The sequence below is a fragment of the Kosmotoga pacifica genome (assembly GCF_001027025.1).
GTDB lineage: Bacteria > Thermotogota > Thermotogae > Petrotogales > Kosmotogaceae > Kosmotoga_B > Kosmotoga_B pacifica.
In genome coordinates this window covers 2,137,344-2,157,700 of the sequence record NZ_CP011232.1, presented here as the reverse complement: position 1 = coordinate 2,157,700, position 20,357 = coordinate 2,137,344, and the positions used below count along the sequence as shown (strand labels likewise).

Below are 20,357 nucleotides of genomic sequence, written 5' to 3'. Positions count from 1 at the left end.
GAGCTCAGCTCCTCCTCTTCTTCATGGCTTCCTCAATTTCTTTCTGAAAATTCAACAGCGTTTTGGGTTCTTCATAGAAAGTCCACACGTTATCTGCTGTTTTAATTACCAGAAAATAGTCATAATGTCTGGGTTTACCAATGCTTCTAACATTTCGCACTGGTATGAACAGATCTCTTAACCTTGGATAATATGGTTTGTTTTCTGATATTACCTGGTGAACAGCAGTTTCTTTTAATTCATTCAATGAAAAGGACATGAGTGTTTCACCTTCATATGGAAGTTTCAAGGTGAAATAGAGCCTGCCAGCCGAGACTATTACGTGAGCAGGACTCATCTGAAGCTTTTCGAGTCTCGAAACTTCTCCAAAAGTGAACATGAGTGTTTGAACACGACTCCGATTTGAACGACCTTTGAGATTAATTCTCCTTATAAGGCGCTCTCGGGGTATTTCGTCGATCAATCCAAGGAGCATAGTGATACTGGACACAAGAGTACCAAAAATATGACCGACAGTCCCGATCCCAGCAAAAAGAGCCACAGCTTCTGTACTGATAGGAGTTATCATTGAGAGTATGAGGAGCCAGAATTCGTATCTCCTTCTGGTGACTACCAGAAATATCATGCACCCTTCTACCACAAAGAAGTACAGAAGCGGGTTGAGAAAAAACCTTGAGAAGACCATTACTGAAAGAAGGATAAGCGCTACCATCATATCACCACTCTCATTTGCCGACACAAAAGTTACTGAATATAGTGTCAAGCAGGTCATCTTGCAAGTATTTCCCTGTGAGTTCATCCAGTGTTTTGATAGTCTGATGTAAGAAAGAAGAAATTATATCCATAGTGATCCCCTGTTTAAGAGCATCCAAGGTTTCATTTAGATACTCAAGAGCTCTGTAAGTCAGTGCTTTCTGCCTTTCGGTTACAAACAATTCGCCCTCATTGAAATCTGTAAGATCAGCTGTTTTTTCGAGCATTTTTTCTTCCAGCTTTCGCAATGACCCTCCAGAATTTGCGCTGATACATAACTCCAGATCTCCAGGACATTCAGATACAAGATCTAGCTTGTTTCCGAGCAATACATATCTCTTCATTTTCGGTCTGAACTGCTCGAATAATTTGAGATCCGGGACAGGATCGGTCAAATCTACCATGAATATTACCAGATCCGCCATTTCAATTTCTTTTTTACTTCTGTCTATTCCTATCCTTTCGACTACGTTATCAGGCTCTCTTATCCCCGCGGTATCGACTATTTTGAAGTAAGTGCCGTCAATGCTTAAAGCCTCTTCAATTGTATCCCGTGTTGTTCCAGGAATGTCGGTGACGATTGCCCTATCTTTTCGGAGTAATGCGTTGAGAAGCGTTGATTTACCAACATTTGTTCTGCCCGCTATAACTGTTCTTATTCCTTCTGTCAGAGTTATTCCGTTTTCACCATGAGCAACCAGCCTTTCGAGTCTTTCTTTCGCCTTCTCGAGTCGGATAATGACTCCTCCAGTGGATACTTCCACTTCTCCAGGGTAGTTCAGCTCAACCTCAACCTCTGCCATGGCCTCGATAAGAAGCTGCCTGATGGATTCGACAACCTGCCCGAGTTTCCCCTGGTATGTGAATGAAGCGGCTTCGTGAGCTTTTCTCGTTTTTGCTTCAACTAGCACCTCAATGGCCTCTGCCTTGAGAAGATCCATCTTCCCATTCATCACAGCTCTTCTTGTAAATTCGCCCGGTAGTGCCTCCCTGAATCCAACTTTAAACAATTCCTCCATGACAATTTTTAAAACTATAGGGCTGCCATGAAAGATAAGTTCTACCATATCTTCTCCGGTGTAAGAACGGGGAGCCCTATAAAAGACTACAGTCACTTCATCTACCATCTTTCCATCAACAGTAAATTCAGTGAGGTAAAGTCTCCAAGGTTCAATGTGCTTTACCTTCAAGAAGGGTGTGATTAGTTTCCATACGTTCTCGCCTGAGCATCTGATGACGGCGAGGGCAGAAAAACCTCTTGGGGTCGCAACGGCACAGATTGGGTCAAAAATCATATTTTCCATCTCCCGACAAAATCCTGTTTAGAACATTCATAACACGCTCCGGTCTGACACTGTATATAAACGCGGAGGATTCGCGTTCATTGAAAATGACTCTCAATTTACCGTAAGTGAGTTCATCAAGTTTTTTAACATCTTTAAACTTCAGCTTTATTGTTTCTGAATCTCTATCGTATTCGATTAACTTTATGCCCTTCTTATGTGCGGCGAGTCGTAATCTAGCTGCATTAAACAATGAACGCACCTCTTTTGTTGGGGTACCGAATCGATCAATTAGTTCATCTAACAGTTCTTTCAGTTCACTAATATCCCGGGCATTGGCGATTCTCCGATATATTTTCAGACGTTCTATCGAGTCCCCAACATACTCTTGTGGAATTACCATATCATAATATATCCCTCTCATTTCAGTGTCAACAGTTTCACGGGTATCGATTTTTTCATCGGATTTATTCAAAATTTCAGCAGAGGCCCTTTCGAGCATTTCATGGTAAAGATACAGCCCCACAGAAGAGATATTCCCGGACTGCTCACTACCGAGAAGAGTTCCTATTCCCCTGATCTCCATGTCTCTCATAGCTAGCTTCAACCCGCTACCCGGGCCTGAAAACTCTTTGAGAGCTTTCAATCTCTCTTTGGATTGCGGTCCAAGGTTTTTAGGGTCATACAGGAAATAGGCAAAAGCCCTCCTGTTGCTTCTTCCTACCCGGCCACGGAGCTGGTATAACTGAGCAAGTCCATACCTTTGTGAGTCATCAACGATTAATGTATTGGCGTTGGGAATGTCGACTCCGCTCTCTATTATGGTGGTGCATAAAAGCATATCGAGGTCACCACTGTAGAAATCACCAATAATTTTTTCGAACTTCCTCTTTCCCATTTGACCATGGGCAACACCAACGGTTACCTCCGGAAGCAGTCCACTCAAAAACTCGTACAGTTCATCGAGTTCCTGGACCCTATTATGAACATATATAACCTGCCCACCCCGATTGATTTCTCTCAAAACTGCCGTCCTGATAAGCTTTTCGTTTTTTGGACCCACGTAAGTCTCTGCTGCGATCCTACCTGCAGGTGGTGTTGTTATTACAGAGAGTTCTCTGAGTCCTGATAGGGCCATGTAAAGTGTTCGGGGAATAGGGGTAGCACTCATGGAGAGGACGTTAACCTTCAGCCGTAGCTTTTTAAAATGCTCCTTTTGCATAACGCCGAATAGCTGTTCCTCATCTATTATCACCAGACCAAGGTCGTAAAATTTGACAGCATTTGACAGAAGGCTATGTGTGCCTATCACAACATCAATCAATCCTTTCTTAAGTCCTCCAAGGAGTTTCTCGCGTTCTTTGCCTGTCGTATATCGGTCGAGGAGTTTGACGGAAACACCCAGAGGTGAAAGGCGTGAGCTAAAACTCTCAAAATGCTGTCGTGCCAACACCGTCGTGGGTACAAGAACAGCAACCTGCTTACCTGAAACAACGGTTCTAAAAGTGGCCCGTATCGCAACTTCTGTTTTCCCGAAACCTGAGTCACCACTGATAAGCCTATCCATCGGGCGTTCTCGGGCAAGATCGTTTAACACCTCTTCAATGGCTTTTTGTTGATCTTCGGTTTCTAAATACGGGAAGCTCTCTTTCAACTTCTCTTCAAGTTCAGATTCTCCTGTCAGAACTACGCCCCTTATCCTCTCCCTCGCAGCATAAAGTGCAGCCAGTTCTTTGACTCTCCTTCTTACCTCTTCTTCGACACGTTTTTTCTGTTTTGCCCAGTGGTTACCTTTCAAAGTGTTCAGCTGAACACTTTCTTCCCCACCGATATATTTGTGTACTCTATCAACACGTTCCACCGGTACATACAGCTTTGAACCCTCTCTGTATTCTAGGGCCAGATATTCTCTCGTTCCGAGAGCCGATGTTATGGTCTTTACCCCCTGATATCGACCTATCCCGTAGTCTTTGTGAACAACCAGATCACCTGGTTCGAGTTCAGTCCAGTCTATCAAAGGAGTGCTTGGTGTGAATACCTTTTTACTCTTTCTTTTTCGTATAAGAGGAGCTTTCTGTTCCTCTGCCCTAACAACATCCCAATCGAGAAATGTGGGTTCTCGAGCGGCAAGAATGATATAGCTGCGGAGCTTCATGAAAAATTCAACTGAAAGGCCACCAAATCTTTTATACAGGAACCGCTCCGCAGTTTTTTCTTCCAACATCTCTATAACTTCCCTTTCCAGTCTTGCGAATTCATTAACGGCTTCATCCGGTTCCACAAAGATGTATTGAGTTCCCTCAGGTAAATAATCGGCAAGAATACTCTGACTTTCATAGAACATTCCGGATACTGTGTCAAGGTTAATGCCGCTTTCAAGTTTGAAGGTTATCTTTTTTCCGGTCTGCCTTTCGGCGTGATTGATCCGTTTCTCCGCGAGTTCTAGATGTTTCTTATGAGTCAACGATTCAGAACCAGGTATTAATTCAAAGTTATCAAGGCGTGCGATACTCCTTTGTGTTATCACATCGAACCGTCTTATTGATTCAATTACATCGTCGAAGATTTCGATCCTGACAGGTTCGGTATCTCCAGGAACGAAGATATCTATTATCCCGCCTTTTATAGAGAACTGTGAAGGCTCCGCTACGGTAAAAACCCTCACATAACCGAGTGATTGCAGTAGAGGAGCGGATAGAGAAAATTTATCACCAACACGAAATTTCAAAAGATACTTCCCTAGAATTTCAGGTGGTATAGTCTTTCTAAGAAAAGAGTGCATCGTTGTTACTATAATGGGGCTCTGACCCTGTATGAGCTTTCTAAGAACACCGAGCCTTGCACTTTTTACGCTATATGATGTGCCTATCTCCTCAAAAGGAAAAACATCATGAGATGGAAAGATATCCACCGTAACCCCTTCAGGAAAGACATCTTCCAGACGTCCAAGCATCTTTTCGGCAGGAAGGAGTATCACCGTGGGCCTTTTCAACTCTTTTGCATTAATACTCAACCATCCTATGGGATCTTTCGAGAGTATTAGTTCTCTTTTTGACATAATATCCTCCTCACTCGCACTTTCGAATTTTATCACCCTTTTAAAAAAAATTAATCTCCATTTTCTTAAGGAAAATTCAAAGATGAGGGAGGGGTGGTATAATTGAGTTGCCGGGGGAGCCTTTTCGGCTGAGAGTGCGTGCGGCGCAGACCCCTTGAACCTGATCCGGGTAATACCGGCGAAGGGAGGCTGAGGTTGCGCCGTCCCTTGGACGGTTTATTTTTTTTTGGAGGTGAAAATCGTGAAAAGGTTTCTGGTTTTTTTGATTATCGTTTTTACATTGACACTGTTCGGCGAAGAACTCATCGTTTACACTTACGACAGTCTGCTTCCATTTGCGAGAGAGGCTTTTCCACTATTTGAAAAAGAAACGGGTGTTAGCGTTCAGGTAAGGACTTTTGGAGATGCTGGTGCGTTACTATCGAAATTGATTGCTGAGAAAGGACAGACCGAAGTCGATGTTGTAATAGGCATCGATAATCTTCTCGCCCGGAGAGCATTCGATGAGGGGTTGTTCATGAGTTATCTTCCAGAGAACGCCCATCTCATTCGCGATTTGAATCTAATATTTGATCCTCTCTGGCGACTTACTCCCTATGATTACGGTGCTATCGCATTCATTTATGATAAGAGCGAACTCGGGACTCTTTCTCTTTCTTCCATGGATGAACTCACTCAAAATCGCTTTTCAAAGAGTATCATTATCGAAGATCCTCGAACCTCAAGCACGGGTCTTTCCTTTCTGATGTGGACATACGCTCTTTACGGCGATAACTTCATCGATTTCTGGAAAAAGTTCAAAAACTCCATACTAACTATTACACTGGGTTGGGATGATGCCTTTGAGAAGTTTGAAGCGGGAGAAGCGCCCATTATGGTAAGTTACGCTACTGACGGAGCGTATTCTTACCAGTACTACGGCGATGTCTATTATGGCACGCTGATTCCCGGAGGAAAAGGATACGTGCAGATTGAAGGTGCCGGGATCGTGAAATGGAGCACCAAAAAAGAACTCGCAAAAAAATTCATTGATTTTCTCATCTCACCTGAAGCTCAGAAACACATTCCACTAAATCAATGGATGTTTCCTGTAGTTGAGGTGGAAATGCCCGAATGTTTTAAATATGCCCTTGATCCAGCTGAGGTCGTAACGGTGAGAAACGTTGACGTGGAGGAAGTAATCAGACTCTGGGAAGGTATTATCTATTGATACAACGTTCAGCCCTAGCACTTTATTTTGCCCTTTTCTTTGTGGGCTTTTTCATCATGTTCCCTTTACTTGTCGCCTTTGGCTCGGAAGGGCTTACGAGCTCTTTGGCGGTTTTGAAAACTCCCCCGGTAATCAACATTCTTAAATTCACAATATTTCAGGCTGTTATTAGCACTTTAATGGCATTCGCGGTGGGAATACCTGCCGCGTATTATTATTCCAGACACCAGGATATCCTCTCCAATCTTCTGCATTACACAACGTATATTCCTTTCTTCCTGCCGGGTATTTCAATGGTCGTAGGTTTTCTCGTATTGCTCGGTAGGTACGGTGTACTCAATAATCTGCTTGCCTTCATGGGAGTGGAGCGTCAGCAATTTTTATACAATTTTGGAGCCATTCTACTCGGTCATATATTCTACAACTCCCCCATAACAGTCAGAATCGTTGGTAGTGCGCTAAAAAATATTCCTTTGGAAATAGTGGAGGCGGGAAAGGTCGATGGTGGTTCAAAACTCGACCTTTTTTTCTTTGTAGAGCTGCCTCTCATCATTCCGGCGATTCTCAGTTCGCTGATATTGACGTTTTCTTACTGTTTCACTTCCTTCGCGGTAGTTCTTATGCTCGGAGGTTCACAATACGCCACACTGGAAGTTGCAATCTATATGTACCTCAAGTTGCTAGCCAGGCCTGAGATTGCTCTGGGACTAGCCTTAGTACAATTTCTTTTTATCTTCAGCTTCGGTCTTTTGGGTACCATCATCGAGCGAAAGGAGCAGTTACCAATTGGCAATAGAATCATTTACAGGAAAAGCTGGCTTTCGATGGTGGCTTTGGCTTATCTGTTCTTTGAATGGCTTCCGGTTTTCAGTGGAATGTTTGGTTCCATATATGACTTCAAAAGGGCATCTTTTCTTTTCGATAAGTTCAAGATCCTATTGAGTCTGAAGCCAATTGGAGTGCTCGGTGTTTCTATCGTCAGCACAATCTTCCGATCTCTGGCTCTTTCATTGTCAGCGGCGTTTCTTACAACGATACTTTCTTTCTTGATTGTATGGAGTGCCAGGAGTTCACGATTTGAAAATGTTTCGATTCGGTTGACTTCGCTGATAAGCATTTCAATTACACCGGCCATACTCGCTCTAGGATATTCTATTGCATATAGGAGCTTTCCACCACAGCTTGGGATGATTCTACTCTATACGGTTGTTTCGTTTCCCGTTGTAATAAATTTACTTCATGGTGAAACAGCTTCATTTGACTTCGCAATCATAGAAGCTGCAAAAATAGATGGAGCCAAGCCTTTGCAGATTCTATGGCATTTAGTGATTCCACTCCTGAGATCTACGATTGTCACTGTATTCGCAATAACTTTTGCCATTTCTATGGGTGAATTCAGTGGTTCACTAATTCTGGGCGGTGATAGAGCGCCCACCATAACGGTTGCCATTTATCGGATGCTTTCTAGCAGACACGTACCAGAAGCGAGGTTGTTGAGTTCGCTTCTGGTAGTGATTGTATTGATGGTGATTTTTATAGTAAACAGATTATCTCTCGGCAGTTTCAGGAAAGAGGAATAGTTTACAGCATTCCTTCACCGGACATTTACCACAGAGGGGTTTCAAAGGTTTACAGATCCTTCTTCCAAACTCCACCATTGAGCCGTTAATAGGCCCCCAGAGATCTTCATCCAGCAGTTTCGTTAACTCGTGCTCAGTTTCATCTGGTGTTCGTGTTTTCACCCAGCCAAGCCTGTTGCTAATACGATGCACGTGCGTATCAACGGCCAAAGCTGGAATTCCAAAAGATACGCTTAGCACAATATTGGCAGTTTTGCGCCCAACTCCAGGCAATTTCAAAAGTTCACTAAGTTCCATGGGTACTTTGTTATCGTAGCGTTCAACGAGCAACTTTGCGATAGCAACGATTCGTCCGGCTTTTTGCTTGTACATACCGGCAGGCTTCACTAAATCATAAAGATCTTCAGGTGAAGCATTAGCTATCGATACCGGACTACTATATCGGTCAAATAATCTTTTTGAAGCTAGTTCAGTGTTTTCATCACGGGTCCTCTGACTCAGTATCGTACTCACAAGAACCTTGAATGGGTCCTTTTCATGATGCTCTCTTGGAAAATGTTCTATGATCGTCCTTGCTACTTCGTTTGGTTCACAGCGCTTCATTCGGCATCTCCAAAAAAGCCTTGTAAGCTCTATACGTTTCATAGAGATCGGCTTTAGAAGCTATCTCAAAAGGTGAATGCATACCTAAGAGAGGAGGGCCAGCATCTATTACATCCATTCCCTTTTCAGCAAAAAATTTGGCTACTGTTCCACCACCTCCGCGATCAACCTCTCCGAGGGTTCCCGTCTGCCAGACTATGTCTCCACTGTTAAGAACTCTTCTGACTCTTGCAACAAATTCCGCTGAAGCTTCGCTTGTTCCGCCTTTTCCACCACGACCTGTATACTTTATCAGGACTATGCCATGACCGAGTCTGGGAGCATTTTCTGGGTCATGTGCATCTTCAAACATGGGATTGATAGCGGCTGCGACATCTCCAGATAGCATGCTAGATTTTTCCATTGCCAACAACACATTTTCCCAGGGATCGTTCATGTCCATCAACCTAGCTATTCGCATAAGAGCATTCATCCAGAAGTAGCTTTTTGCACCGGTATTTCCATCGCTCCCGATCTCTTCCTTGTCGAGAAGTAAAACGCCAGCCGACCTGGAAAGTTTATTGGCATTTATCAGTGCGGTGATAGCCGTGTACGCGCATATTCTGTCATCTTGTCCGTAAGCTCCTATCATCGACCGGTCAATACCAATTTCCCTTGGTTGTATGGCAGGGACGAATTGGAGGTCAGCACTGAAAAGATCTTCTTCTTTCAATCCATATTTCTCGTTCAAAGATTTTAAAAAAGCCAGTTTGATTGAGTTCTCTTTGTCACCAGAACCCAGAGGGATCGAAGCTGCCAGAGCGTTCAAATCCTTACCCTTGAAGACTTCCCTGAAATCTCCTTTTCTGTTGTCCAGATGAGGCAGTAAATCGCTTATAACGAACACTGGATCACCGGGTTCTGTGCCAATATTTATGTCAATCTTATCGCCATTTTCAAGTACAACCGTTCCGACCAATGCCAAGGGTATGTTCAACCACTGATATTTTTTGATTCCACCGTAGTAGTGAGTTTTCAGAAGGGCGAGACCCGCTTTTTCTTTCAATGGTCTCGGTTTTAAATCGAGCCTCGGTGAATCAATATGGGCCGCAACCATATTAAAACCTTTATCCAGGCTGTCAATGATTCTGAATGCTAAAAGAGCTTTACCTGCTTTCACGCTATAAACACTATCACCGGGTTTTATCCTCTCACCGTTCTTTTCATACTCTTCTATTGGCTTAAAACCCGCGTCTTTTAGAAGGCGAAGCGCGCTTCTCACAGTTCGACGTTCAGTGAGTGCTTTGGCGATAAACTCCATGTACCCTTTTGAATATCCCTCGATGGAAGCGGATATGTCCCTTCTCCATGCCAGAGTAGCATTGAAACTAAGATCATCCATGTTTAACTCCTTTTCTGCCACAATAACACCTCCCAAACAATTTTAGCAGAAAATAAACCACACCCGTTGTATAATTGCTTTGAACCATTGAAAACTTTTTTATGTCAAATTAGCGTTAGGGTGGTTTTGTGGACGAAAAGAAGCTGATTGAAGGGCTGAAGAAAAAGCAGCTATGGGCCTATGAAATACTGTATGATAGATATGCCCAGCGTCTTGGAAGCGTTATCAAGTCTTATCTAGGGGTGGACGATGTTGACGATGTCATACAGGAGACTTTTATAAAGGTATTTAAGAACATAAAGAAATTCAAAGGTAATTCCAAATTATCGACATGGCTTTATCGAATCGCTGTGAACATATGTAAGGACATCATAGCAAAAAGAAAAAGGCAAAACCACCTGCTCGTGGATTTTCAGGAGAGTGAAGAACAACATATTAGTGAACCACCCGCCACGAATGACGTTTTCAAAGAAGTTATGGATGAACTGAGTTTCGAAGAGCTGATGGATATAATCGCAAAACTATCAGAAGAAGACAGATTACTCATAAAGTTGAGAGATATCGAAGGGATGAGTTACGACGAGATAGCAGAGATCCTTGAAAAGCCTGTGGGGACTGTGAAAAGCAGACTTCATTATGCAAGAAAAAGGCTCAGGGAACTACTTGAGGAGGTCGGATATGATGTCTGAGTTCGAAAATGACCGTTTCAACGCTCTCATCGATGACGGAATGAAGTATGAGCTCAGCGAAGAGGAGAAAGCTGAACTGAGGAGGTATGTCAGATTCGTTAATATGATGAGGGAACGAACCAGCTACCGTCCAAGTGAGTCCGCAAAGCTAAAAACACTTTCCAGCATAAGGAAGAAAAAGCTCTTTCCTTACCGAGTTTCCCTTGCTGTTGCAGCTTCTGCGGTTATTTTAATTCTTGGTCTTGGATTCTTTATGGAGAACTCCATTTTAATAACCCCCAAGCCTGTGTTTATGCTTAACAACGGTGAATTCGACTCAGTCAGAAAAAGTCTCCTCTCCATCAGCAAACTTGATTTACCCCTCTCTTCGATAGACAACGAGACACGGGTGGAGTCTAGTACCGGTGAAAACAGCGAACTCAAGAAGCATTTGGAAACAACAATAAATTTCATTGTAAACAGAGAAGAAAAAAGCAACATGGTTGTGTTGAGTACCACTTTTTAATCCAGGAGTGTGAAGTGAGTGAAATTAAAACTATTAGCTATTGTACTGCTTAGTTTTTCAGCTATCCTCGAAGCTATCTCTCTGGATGATGTGATCAATGCGTTGATAGCTTCTTCTTATGAAGTTACGAGAATCGTAAGGGAAACCGGCATAACAACTACCATCAGAACGGAAAGGGTAACGAAAATAGGTTCATATAAACTAATAAAGATCAACACTCCTCTTAGAAACTACGTTTGGTTACGAAGTTCATTCGGTGAATACGTTATTATCGATGATATAGCCTTCGAGCCCGCTATTGAGTTGAAAGATCTCGAAGATCAGTTCATCGATGTAGCTCGTTCAAAGAAGTACAACCTGCTCCTCTCACTCGATCTTCCTACAGGTTACAAATTCATTCTCAAAGATAACTTCACAACGTACGAAGCTACACTCGATCGAGATTTAAAATTTATAAGACTCAGTAAAAAGTATCCCTTCTATTCTATGGACATAACCTATAGAGACTATTCACCAGTAACAGACGCCAGCTCTGAGGAATTATCCAGGTATATTTTCACAGTGAAGAAAATCAGAGCCCCCCTCAAGCTTTCAAAAGAATGCCTGAAGAAGAACTTCCAGTGGGTTGCTATGGACTTTTCCTTCGATGGAAATTCAACTACTTATACTCTGTATCTCTATTCGACATCACTAGGAAAACTCGCTCTCTACCTATTGTCAGATACTGAAAACAAGAAATTTATAGACACCGTTGAGGAAATATGTTCAAACTCACCTGTCACCTACGTTACAAGAAAGATAGAAGGGGTTCTGGCAATATTAATCGGTCCAAAAAACCTGGAACTATCCAGCATTATCGACTCCTTGTTCGAACTCAAATAGGCTGAAATTCTTTTTTCACGCCGCCTTTTAAGGCGGTTTTTTTATTCTCTCTTAATAATGTTGGTGTATAATCGAGAAAAATTGGGAGGTCATTATGCATTTGAAGGAGTCCGTTGAGCTGCTTAAAAGGAGAGGATACAGGATTACTCCCCAGAGAATAGTGATCCTGAAGGTTCTTGAAAATAATAGAACCCATCCGACAGCTGAGGATATCTTCTTGATGGCAAGGAAAAGCTACCCAGCTATCTCGATTGCGAGTGTCTACAACGTTCTCGAAATCCTTGAAAAAGAAGGTATTGTGAAAAGTCTCACTGGAATGGATGGAATAAAACATTACGATCCAGATACGTCTTTTCATGCTCATTTTTTCTGCAGAAACTGTAGGAAGTTTTTTGACTTTGAAGGAGATTTCTCAGAACTATCCGAATATTTCGAACGGGATTTTTTCGATTATAAAATAGAGAGTGTCAAAGTAATAATCACAGGTCTCTGTCCTGAATGCAGGAATGCTTTATAATTGGAGGTGTTGGGTGTGTCAATAGAGCCTGCGATTGATTTGCAGAGTGTACTGAAAGAGATCGATGAGGCATCCGACCTTGTTACACTGCAGAATGTAAAAGCCAAATATCTGGGGAAACAGGGAGTTGTCACAGGTCTTTTTAAGAAGATCTCCTCTATTCCACAAGGGGAAAGAAAGGCTTTCGGCCAGATGGTCAACAATCTGAAAAAGCAGATCGAATTAAAGATAAGTGAGAAACGGGCCGAAATAGAGAAAAAGATGCGAGAAGAAAAAGAACGGAAAGACCGGTTTGATATAACTCTTCCAGGCGCAATACGCGATAGCGGCACATACCACATAATCACGCAGGTCATGGAAGAGGTACAGGAGATCTGGTTGAGCATGGGATTTGAAATAGCCACAGGTCCTGAAGTTGAAGATGTTTACTATAATTTTGAAGCTCTCAACACTCCCGAATGGCATCCTGCAAGAGATATGCATGATACATTCTATTTCAATAGAAACCGGCTTTTAAGGACTCATACTTCTCCCATACAGATAAGGGTAATGGAAAACAGGAAGCCACCTCTGGCCATTTTCGCTCCAGGTAAGTGCTACAGAAAAGATACACCAGATACTACACACCTGCCTATGTTTCATCAATTCGAAGTCCTCTATGTGGATAGACATGTATCGGTTGCACACTTAAAAGGAGTTCTCGAAACCTTCGTAAAAAGGATCTTTGGAAAGGACCGAAGGATAAGGCTAAGACCAAGTTTCTTTCCCTTTACAGAACCGAGTTTTGAAGTCGATGTTTCCTGTGGAATTTGTGGCGGTGTAGGTTGCAGGAGTTGTGGTGGTACAGGCTGGTTGGAAATTCTAGGCTCGGGTATGGTTCACCCCAATGTATTCAGAAATGTCGGATACGATCCCGAGGAATGGTCCGGATTCGCTTTGGGTATGGGAGTGGAGAGAATAGTGATGCTAAAGTATGATATTGAAGACATACGTGACCTACTGAGAAACGACAGGAGATTCCTCAAGAAATTCACGGGGGTGAACATATGAGAATTTCTGTCGAATGGTTGAATGAATATATAGATTTGAGTGACAAGAGTGTCATCGAGCTCGCTAACATGCTCTCGCTCAGTGGTACAGAGGTGGAAAGAATCGACTTTCCATGGAATTACATTGAAGGAGCCTTCACCGGTCGTATCGAATCTGTGGAAGAACATCCCGACGCTGACAACCTTGTAGTAACCAGGGTCAGAGTCGGTGAAAAGGTGCATCAGATAGTGACAGCCGATAAAACTGTTAAAACCGGTGAATATGTTGCGGTTATTCTTGCCGGTGGCAGACTCTGGGATCTCGAAATCAAGAACCGAAAATTCAGGGGTGTGAATTCTGAAGGAATGTTCCTCTCCCTTGAGGAACTGAAGCTAGAAGAAAAGTCTGAGAGGATATTCAGATTCCCCAACTCCGTAGAAACGGGAAAAGATGTGCGTGAGGTACTCAAACTCGATTCTCCTGTCATTGAAGTTGAACTCACAGCTAACAGAGGGGATTGCCTATCCGTGATTGGTATTGGCAGAGAATTTAGAGCGATTTTTCGTAGAGAATTGAAACTCCCTCAGGCAGATATCGAAGAGAACCCGGAAGAGGAGATAGAAATTTCCATTGAAAAGGGATGTAACCGCTACACGGCCTTATTGATTGACAACGTGAAAATAAAAGATTCTCCCCTCTGGCTGAAGAGACGACTGTTAGCCGCTGGATTGCGACCGATAAACAATATAGTTGACATAACCAACTATGTGATGCTAGAAACAGGGCATCCCGTGCATGCTTTCGACGCTGACCTCATAGGCGGTAATAGAATCGTTGTCCGTAGAGCAAAAAACGGTGAGAGACTTACGCTTCTTGATGGAAAAGAGGTTGAACTGATTGAAAATGACCTCCTTATTACCAATGGTGAAGAGCCCCTTGCCCTGGCTGGAATAATGGGCGGGTTGAAGTCCGGGATTTCACCAGATACAAAGAAGGTGCTTCTGGAAGTCGCAGTCTTTGACCCAGTAACAATCAGGAAAACAGCCAGACGCCTGGGAATAAGCACGGATAGCTCTTATAGATTCGAACGCGGGGTGAATCCTTCTGATTCTTTCTACGTTATCAAAAGACTTGCCTCATTAATCATGGAGCTTTCGGGGGGAACAATCGTAAGCAGAATAACCAGCGTAGGGATTTCTCCGGAGAAAAAAACCTTACACCTGAAAAAATGGTTTGTGGATAAAGTTCTCGGTACCGTAGTTCCAATAAACGAGATCGAGAGTATATTGAACTATCTTGGCTTCGAAACAAAAGAAGCTGGAGATGGTTGGGAGGTAACAGTACCACCATACCGTTACGATATCACACAGGAGATCGATCTCGTGGAGGAGATAGGAAGGATCTACGGATATGACAAAATTCCTTCTCTGCTACCACGGATCATTTCAGGCGAGGAAAACGTCCCGCGCGAGATCAAAGAGATCAGAAAACTGAGAAGAGCTCTCACCGCTTTTGGGTTCGACGAAGTTATAAATTACAGCTTTGTCAATCCCGAAAAATTGAAGAAAGTTTTCGAAGAGTTCAAGCCCCCAATGTTGCAGAATCCACTTTCTCTCGATCTTTCAGCAATGAGACCCTCACTGCTTTTTGGACTACTTGAAACAGCTTCTTATAACTTCCGACGTCAGAATAAAGATCTGAAAGTGTTCGAAATAGGTAAGGTGTTTAAAAAAGGAGATTCCATTGATGAGCATCTCTCTGTCGCGTTCCTAGCTATGGGCAAGGAGAATGCAAACGACTATACAGACAAGAGAATGGTAAGTCCATATACGTTCAAAGGAACGATTGAAGGCATACTTCAGCTGTATGGTGTTGAATACAATTTCAAAGAACCTTCAGAGACCTGGCTGGAAAGGCGAGCAGCAGCAGATATCTATGTCAATGACAGAAAAGTGGGATATTTTGGCGTATTCGATACCGTCCTGGCTGACAGGTTTTTTGAAATCAAAGGGCAAGATATATTTGTTGCAGAGCTGAATGTAGAGCTCCTTACCCAGTTCCAAAGACCAATCATGAGAACCGCTGTTATCTCACCATTTCCAAGAGTTTTCAGAGACTTATCATTGTTGGTACCTTACGACTTGAGCTTCGATGAGGTTAAGAAAACAATTATGCGGAACGCTGGTGATTATCTCACCTCCGTCAGTGTAATCGATGTCTACAAGGGCAAGGGCATTCCTGAAGGAGTCAGGAGTATTACAGTCACTCTGACATTCGAGTCTTCACAGTCTACTCTTACAGATGAACAGGTTTCAGAGAGCGTTGAAAATATCGTAACAGCGTTAAAAAACACTGGAGTGAAGCTGCGTGAGCAGTGATGAATTATTGGTAAGAAATATATCAAATAAACTCAGAGAAATCTGGCGGGAACTCGACGATACCCGCCAGTTGCTTATCAAAGAGAAATCTGGATTCAGAGACATAGTCACTGATGTGGATATCATAATAGAGAACAAATTACGCGATTATTTAATTTCCCTCATTCCAGGTACAGGATATTTCGGTGAAGAAACGGTGAGAATCGAAGGCGAAGAATTCTGGATAGTCGACCCCGTCGACGGAACTACGAATTTCTCCCGGAAGAATCCTCATTTTGCTACTCAGGTAGCCTTTTATTCAAGGGGTCTTATTGTCCTAGGCGTTATCTATGACCCTTCAAAAGATGAAATGTTCACCGCTCTTCAAGGAACAGGTGCGTTTCTGAACGGTGAAAAAATCAGGGTGAGCAACGTAACCGACCTCAAAGAAGCTTCCGCTCACACAGGGTTACAGTATTCTTCTGAAACAGCCTTTGAAAGAATTAGCGCGCGAATCAAGCGCGCGATTGCAAGTTGCAGAGCCCTGAGAATCGCTGGAAGCGCCTGCTTGGATTTGTGTTATGTGGCCTGCGGTAGGGCCGATGTCTTTTGGGAAGAGGCTTTGAAACCCTGGGACGTAGCAGCAGGCAAACTCATCGTTGAAGAGGCAGGTGGAAACGTCGATAGCTGCCTCAATGAACCCTTCAATCTTTTTTCCCCCAATATACTGGCGTCCAATGGAAAGGTTCAGTTACTAAAAGCTTTCAGAGAGAAAATTCTCGATTTATAGTTCAGTGAGTCTTTTAGTATTGAAAAAGTTTTTATAGTCTTCGTACATACATCTATCTTGTACATAATCTATCCCTTTTTCCTTGGCTTTTTGTTCAGCACGCAAACTCGATATTCCCTTTTGAAGCCACAGAGCTTTTGCACCGAGTTCCATGGCTTTCAGAGCAACGGCCTCGGCTTCTTCGGAAGGTCTGAAGATTTCCACAAGTTCCAGAGATATGCCAGAAGCAACAACTTCACCAAGGTCTGCATAAACTTTCATTCCCCCGTATTCGCTCATTGTTGGATTCACAGGAATGATTTCATACCCCATCTCTTTCAGGAACATTGGAACAAAGTTGGCAGCTTTTTCAGCATTCTTCGAAAACCCCACAACGATGATCCTTCTGAACTTTAAAAGTACCTCTCTTGCGATTTCTGGAGAAGTTTTCAAATGAACACACCTCCTACTATCATGAGAAAAGATATAATGAGGACAACGTAGGCAAACCAATCGCCGTGATCAGTATAGAATGTCCTATCTGCTTTGGGAGTGTAATGAAAATCATTCACTACATATTCAACAGACCACTCTGATACAGTAGGCAGCCTCGTGAGCACTCTACCATAAGGATCAATCACAGCAGAGATACCGGTATTCGATACTTGTACCACGTAACGTCTATTTTCCACGGCGCGAAGGATGGCCTTAGAAAGGTGTTGGATGAGTCCTGTCCTGAGATTGAACCAGCCATCGTTTGTCGATACGAGTATAACGTAACTGCCCGCATTGACCAGCTCCCGAGACACTTCAGGATAGTAAGAATCGAAGCAAATTTGTGCTCCTATCCGTTGGTCACCAACTTCAAAGACACTGAACTCTTCGCCCGGAGAGAAAAAATCGAGAAACCTCATGAACTTGAAAATACCGAACAACTTCGGATAAGGAAGAAATTCCGCAAAAGGCGTGGGTTTCATCTTCGCATAGAATTCTTCTGAAAAACCTTCAGGACTGAGCAGTCGAAGTTGGTTGTACTTCTTTTTTCCCTCAGCAGCCGGAAAACCAATCAGTATGTTAAGGTCCCTTTTTCTCGACAGTTCCTGAAGCTTTGAACCAATAAAGCTGTCACGGATATCATATAAAAAGCTTGCCTCTGGAAGAACGACCAAGCTACCGGGTGGGGCTTCTTCGAGAGCCCTTTCGATTATTTGGTAGACCTTCAGTGGCGATTCGTTATACTTCAGTGACTGGGGAATGTTAGTTTGAATGGCCGTTATACTCTTGTCGTACAGAGGATTTGTCAGTGGGGCTGGTAAGAATCTAACAATAAGAGAGTTGAGAGCGAACAATACAAAAAGAGCGGTGAATACAAAGATGTATTTGTTCTTTCTCCAGTGTTTCAAGACATATGCAAGCATAGCGTTGACGAAAACCACCAGAAAAACCAATAAATATGGACCGCCAAAAGCCGAAAGCTGCAACAAACCTTTTTGATGCACAAACGCATCACTGAAACTACCACCTGTGAATCCGAGCTGACCAAGGGAACGCAGCCATTCGAAAAGGGTGTAAAGGGAGGCAGTAAAAAGAGAACTCAGCAACAAGGAACCGGCAAACTTTTTGTTGTAAAGCTTATAAAGAAAGCCAAATCCCAGGAATGGAAACGCCATCAGTACACCCATCATGAAGAAACTCACTGTTCCCACAAAAGGCGGAAAAGAACTGAGAACTTCCGGGACATTCACTGAGAGTACCGGTAATACCCAATAGTGTGCGACCATCAAGTAGATATAAGCATATAGGAAAGCCTTAAGGGTTCCAGACAAAAGCCCTCCGCGTTCCATGTTTAAAAAAAACGGAATGAGAGCAATCCAGATCAATCCTCCCCACAACATTCCTGGCATGGAAAGAGCTGTGAGCACTGCTGAAAGCAATATAGCAATCATCTAATTTCCCCCTCGAGGATTCTTATTATCGCCTCGGCTACACCGTTGTTATCGTTGTCGCTCTCTGTAACGTACTTTGCATACTTTTTCACTTCATCTGGGGCGTTGGCCATCGCAATGGGTAACCCAACTTCTTTCATAACATCAATATCATTGAAATTATCACCAATATATGCGACTTCCTTGGGACCAATACCAAAATGCTTCATGAGAAATTTTAGCCCCATAGCCTTTCCAACTGCTGGGCCAAAGAATTCGTAAAAGGAATGGTTCTCAAGGTTGTTATTCTTTATAATCGAAACGCTGCTATCGGGGTTCAATTCTCTTATAATGTCCAGAATCTTCTCTTCCGGACCTTCGAGAGCAACTTCGGCTACGCCATCTCTTTTTATGTATTCCAGCGGGTCCTTAACGGTTCTTATCCTGAATCTGTTGTTTTCATAGTAACTTTCGTAAGGTGAAGAGGGAACTGACTCCATGTACATGTCCGGGCATTCGAAGAAGTCTCTGAACAGAATGTAAGTCACACCCCTCTCTCTAGACTTTTCGATTATCTTTTTAGCCCAATCAGAAGCCAAAAGCACCTGTCTTATGATTTCTTTTTTACCGTTCGAACACTTGATAACCAGGGCACCATTTTGAAAAGACACGGGCACTTCCAGACCGAGGTGATCCACATAATCTCTGGCTGATATAAAACTCCTGCCCGTTGAGATCGTTACAGCAACACCGGAGTTCATCGCCCGCTTTAAGCTGTTGAGATTGTCTTTGCTTATCTTCTTATCACAGCTCAACAGAGTTCCGTCGAGATCTATTATGATCAACTTTATCATGGTTTCACCCCCATAACTGCATAGTCTATTACCTGAAAAGTTGCAAGTCTTCTGTTCCTTGACTCAACCCAATTGATTATTATCGGCGCTGCAAACTCCGGTTGTAACCTTCCTTTGAGTATCCACTCCTTTGATGCTTCGTTGTTAAAAATTCCAGGATTTGCGGAGATTGTGAGTCTCAGCGGTGCCAATACCCAATGTACCTCTTCAATAATACCAGTTTTCATGAGACGCTCGGTGACCTTCAATCTTATTTCTTCAGAAGGGGCAGGGGAAACATTTATCAGCGCAATATTTCGTGACAATGGACCTATTATCTTCACATTCGCGATATCGTGAGGTATTCCTTCGAGATAGTCAAGTAATATCTCGTTGGCGATGGCTACGGCCTGACCATGATAAGCGGGATTCGCCATAATTTTCAACAGGTGCTTTAGTTTACAGCCTTCCCTGGTCGGTGCTTCTCCTATACGTGGAACTTCTATACCGAGATAGTCAAGAGCTTCGTCTATTTCCGCTTTTGACCAGTTCCTTATCGGTGCATATAGTCTCTTTCTCAAGGCTATACCCGTTTGGCCCCAGGTATCAGAAAGGTTTGCACCCGTCGCTATGATGGCGGACGTTGATTTTAACACAGCATTGAATTTCGCAAACTTGGTACATCTGTTACAGGATGGGCCATGTTTCCATATCTTTTCTTGATCTTCATAGCCCGCTGTGAATTCCAAACCAAGATCCAGACTCTTTGCGATTTCGACGACGATTTCGATTCCCCGGCTGTAACTGTACGGTCCGAAACAAACGTTGAGAAGCTTGACGTTCCTCTTTCCAAGGGCTTTTCTTGCAAGGGCAGCAACAAGGGTGCTGTCTTTACCACCGGAAAAGGCTACAACCATCTTTATAGCGGTAGCTTTTATCTCCGAAAGTGTTGTGGCGATTTTCTTTTCAATCGACAAGGGAAT

18 protein-coding genes and 1 riboswitch are annotated in these 20,357 nt (G+C 43.1%); of the genes, 9 read left to right on the top strand and 9 right to left on the bottom strand.

Going from position 1 to position 20,357, the window contains the following annotated elements:
• Positions 1–4 precede the first annotated feature (4 nt).
• From IX53_RS10300 to mfd, 3 genes are read right to left on the bottom strand one after another with little or no spacing between them, the layout of a single operon-like run.
• A complete protein-coding gene (locus IX53_RS10300; RefSeq protein ID WP_047755287.1) occupies positions 5–712 on the bottom strand; it encodes a hypothetical protein in 708 nt (235 codons plus the stop codon).
• 13 nt (positions 713–725) lie between these two features.
• On the bottom strand, positions 726–2,048 hold the full coding sequence (gene mnmE, locus IX53_RS10295) for a tRNA uridine-5-carboxymethylaminomethyl(34) synthesis GTPase MnmE (RefSeq protein ID WP_047755286.1): 1,323 nt from the start codon (positions 2,046–2,048) through the stop codon (positions 726–728).
• Positions 2,038–5,094 (bottom strand): transcription-repair coupling factor, encoded by a 3,057-nt coding sequence (gene mfd, locus IX53_RS10290; protein ID WP_053001300.1) that lies wholly within the window; start codon positions 5,092–5,094, stop codon positions 2,038–2,040. Before mfd ends, mnmE begins: the two co-directional genes overlap by 11 nt.
• 102 nt (positions 5,095–5,196) lie before the next feature.
• A riboswitch (TPP riboswitch) is annotated at positions 5,197–5,298 on the top strand.
• Between the two features lie 37 nt (positions 5,299–5,335).
• Between mfd and IX53_RS10285 the strand changes: the two genes are divergently transcribed.
• Entirely contained in the window at positions 5,336–6,304 is a 969-nt protein-coding gene (locus IX53_RS10285; RefSeq protein WP_047755285.1) for a thiamine ABC transporter substrate-binding protein, read from the top strand.
• Complete coding sequence (locus IX53_RS10280) at positions 6,301–7,884, top strand: ABC transporter permease (RefSeq protein ID WP_053001299.1); 1,584 nt, start codon at positions 6,301–6,303, stop codon at positions 7,882–7,884. The genes IX53_RS10285 and IX53_RS10280 overlap by 4 nt, the downstream gene beginning before the upstream one ends.
• On the opposite strand, the gene nth is transcribed toward IX53_RS10280, so the two are convergent.
• Complete coding sequence (gene nth / locus IX53_RS10275) at positions 7,852–8,487, bottom strand: endonuclease III (RefSeq protein ID WP_047755284.1); 636 nt, start codon at positions 8,485–8,487, stop codon at positions 7,852–7,854. The two genes, IX53_RS10280 and nth, sit on opposite strands and share 33 nt — an antisense overlap.
• Positions 8,474–9,868: an aminopeptidase gene (locus IX53_RS10270; protein WP_047755618.1), complete on the bottom strand. Its 1,395-nt coding sequence runs from the start codon at positions 9,866–9,868 to the stop codon at positions 8,474–8,476. The genes nth and IX53_RS10270 overlap by 14 nt, the downstream gene beginning before the upstream one ends.
• Positions 9,869–9,996: 128 nt before the next feature.
• Here IX53_RS10270 and IX53_RS10265 point away from each other — a divergent pair, with 128 nt between their 5' ends.
• The 7 genes from IX53_RS10265 (at position 9,997) to IX53_RS10235 (ending at position 16,637) form a co-directional block, all read left to right on the top strand.
• The gene (locus IX53_RS10265) at positions 9,997–10,557 is read left to right on the top strand and encodes an RNA polymerase sigma factor (protein WP_047755283.1); all 561 of its coding nucleotides are present in this window, start codon (positions 9,997–9,999) and stop codon (positions 10,555–10,557) included.
• Positions 10,550–11,062, top strand: a complete 513-nt coding sequence (locus IX53_RS10260; RefSeq protein WP_156173159.1) for a hypothetical protein — start codon at positions 10,550–10,552, stop codon at positions 11,060–11,062. Before IX53_RS10265 ends, IX53_RS10260 begins: the two co-directional genes overlap by 8 nt.
• An 18-nt stretch (positions 11,063–11,080) precedes the next feature.
• Entirely contained in the window at positions 11,081–11,944 is an 864-nt protein-coding gene (locus IX53_RS10255) for a hypothetical protein (RefSeq protein WP_047755281.1), read from the top strand.
• 94 nt (positions 11,945–12,038) lie between these two features.
• Positions 12,039–12,461 carry a Fur family transcriptional regulator gene (locus IX53_RS10250; RefSeq protein ID WP_047755280.1) on the top strand — a complete coding sequence of 141 codons (423 nt, stop codon included), beginning with the start codon at positions 12,039–12,041 and terminating at the stop codon, positions 12,459–12,461.
• 9 nt (positions 12,462–12,470) lie between these two features.
• Positions 12,471–13,511: a phenylalanine--tRNA ligase subunit alpha gene (pheS, locus tag IX53_RS10245; protein WP_350494754.1), complete on the top strand. Its 1,041-nt coding sequence runs from the start codon at positions 12,471–12,473 to the stop codon at positions 13,509–13,511.
• Entirely contained in the window at positions 13,508–15,868 is a 2,361-nt protein-coding gene (gene pheT, locus IX53_RS10240; RefSeq protein WP_047755279.1) for a phenylalanine--tRNA ligase subunit beta, read from the top strand. The genes pheS and pheT overlap by 4 nt, the downstream gene beginning before the upstream one ends.
• A complete protein-coding gene (locus tag IX53_RS10235; protein ID WP_047755278.1) occupies positions 15,858–16,637 on the top strand; it encodes an inositol monophosphatase family protein in 780 nt (259 codons plus the stop codon). Before pheT ends, IX53_RS10235 begins: the two co-directional genes overlap by 11 nt.
• On the opposite strand, the gene IX53_RS10230 is transcribed toward IX53_RS10235, so the two are convergent.
• From IX53_RS10230 to IX53_RS10215, 4 genes are read right to left on the bottom strand one after another with little or no spacing between them, the layout of a single operon-like run.
• Positions 16,632–17,069 (bottom strand): CoA-binding protein, encoded by a 438-nt coding sequence (locus IX53_RS10230; RefSeq protein WP_047755277.1) that lies wholly within the window; start codon positions 17,067–17,069, stop codon positions 16,632–16,634. The genes IX53_RS10235 and IX53_RS10230 overlap by 6 nt on opposite strands.
• A complete protein-coding gene (gene lnt / locus IX53_RS10225; RefSeq protein WP_047755276.1) occupies positions 17,066–18,562 on the bottom strand; it encodes an apolipoprotein N-acyltransferase in 1,497 nt (498 codons plus the stop codon). Before lnt ends, IX53_RS10230 begins: the two co-directional genes overlap by 4 nt.
• Positions 18,559–19,395 carry a Cof-type HAD-IIB family hydrolase gene (locus IX53_RS10220; RefSeq protein ID WP_047755275.1) on the bottom strand — a complete coding sequence of 279 codons (837 nt, stop codon included), beginning with the start codon at positions 19,393–19,395 and terminating at the stop codon, positions 18,559–18,561. The genes lnt and IX53_RS10220 overlap by 4 nt, the downstream gene beginning before the upstream one ends.
• Positions 19,392–20,351, bottom strand: a complete 960-nt coding sequence (locus tag IX53_RS10215) for an adenine nucleotide alpha hydrolase family protein (RefSeq protein WP_245612726.1) — start codon at positions 20,349–20,351, stop codon at positions 19,392–19,394. Before IX53_RS10215 ends, IX53_RS10220 begins: the two co-directional genes overlap by 4 nt.
• Between the last annotated feature and the right edge of the window lie 6 nt (positions 20,352–20,357).

Coding starts and splice junctions, on each gene's coding strand:
- IX53_RS10300 (WP_047755287.1), bottom strand. CDS start 712: ATGGTAGCGCTTATCCTTCTTTCAGTAATGGTCTTCTCAAGGTTTTTT.
- mnmE (WP_047755286.1), bottom strand. CDS start 2,048: ATGATTTTTGACCCAATCTGTGCCGTTGCGACCCCAAGAGGTTTTTCT.
- mfd (WP_053001300.1), bottom strand. CDS start 5,094: ATGTCAAAAAGAGAACTAATACTCTCGAAAGATCCCATAGGATGGTTG.
- nth (WP_047755284.1), bottom strand. CDS start 8,487: ATGAAGCGCTGTGAACCAAACGAAGTAGCAAGGACGATCATAGAACAT.
- IX53_RS10270 (WP_047755618.1), bottom strand. CDS start 9,868: ATGGATGATCTTAGTTTCAATGCTACTCTGGCATGGAGAAGGGACATA.
- IX53_RS10260 (WP_156173159.1), top strand. CDS start 10,550: ATGTCTGAGTTCGAAAATGACCGTTTCAACGCTCTCATCGATGACGGA.
- IX53_RS10250 (WP_047755280.1), top strand. CDS start 12,039: ATGCATTTGAAGGAGTCCGTTGAGCTGCTTAAAAGGAGAGGATACAGG.
- pheT (WP_047755279.1), top strand. CDS start 13,508: ATGAGAATTTCTGTCGAATGGTTGAATGAATATATAGATTTGAGTGAC.
- lnt (WP_047755276.1), bottom strand. CDS start 18,562: ATGATTGCTATATTGCTTTCAGCAGTGCTCACAGCTCTTTCCATGCCA.
- IX53_RS10220 (WP_047755275.1), bottom strand. CDS start 19,395: ATGATAAAGTTGATCATAATAGATCTCGACGGAACTCTGTTGAGCTGT.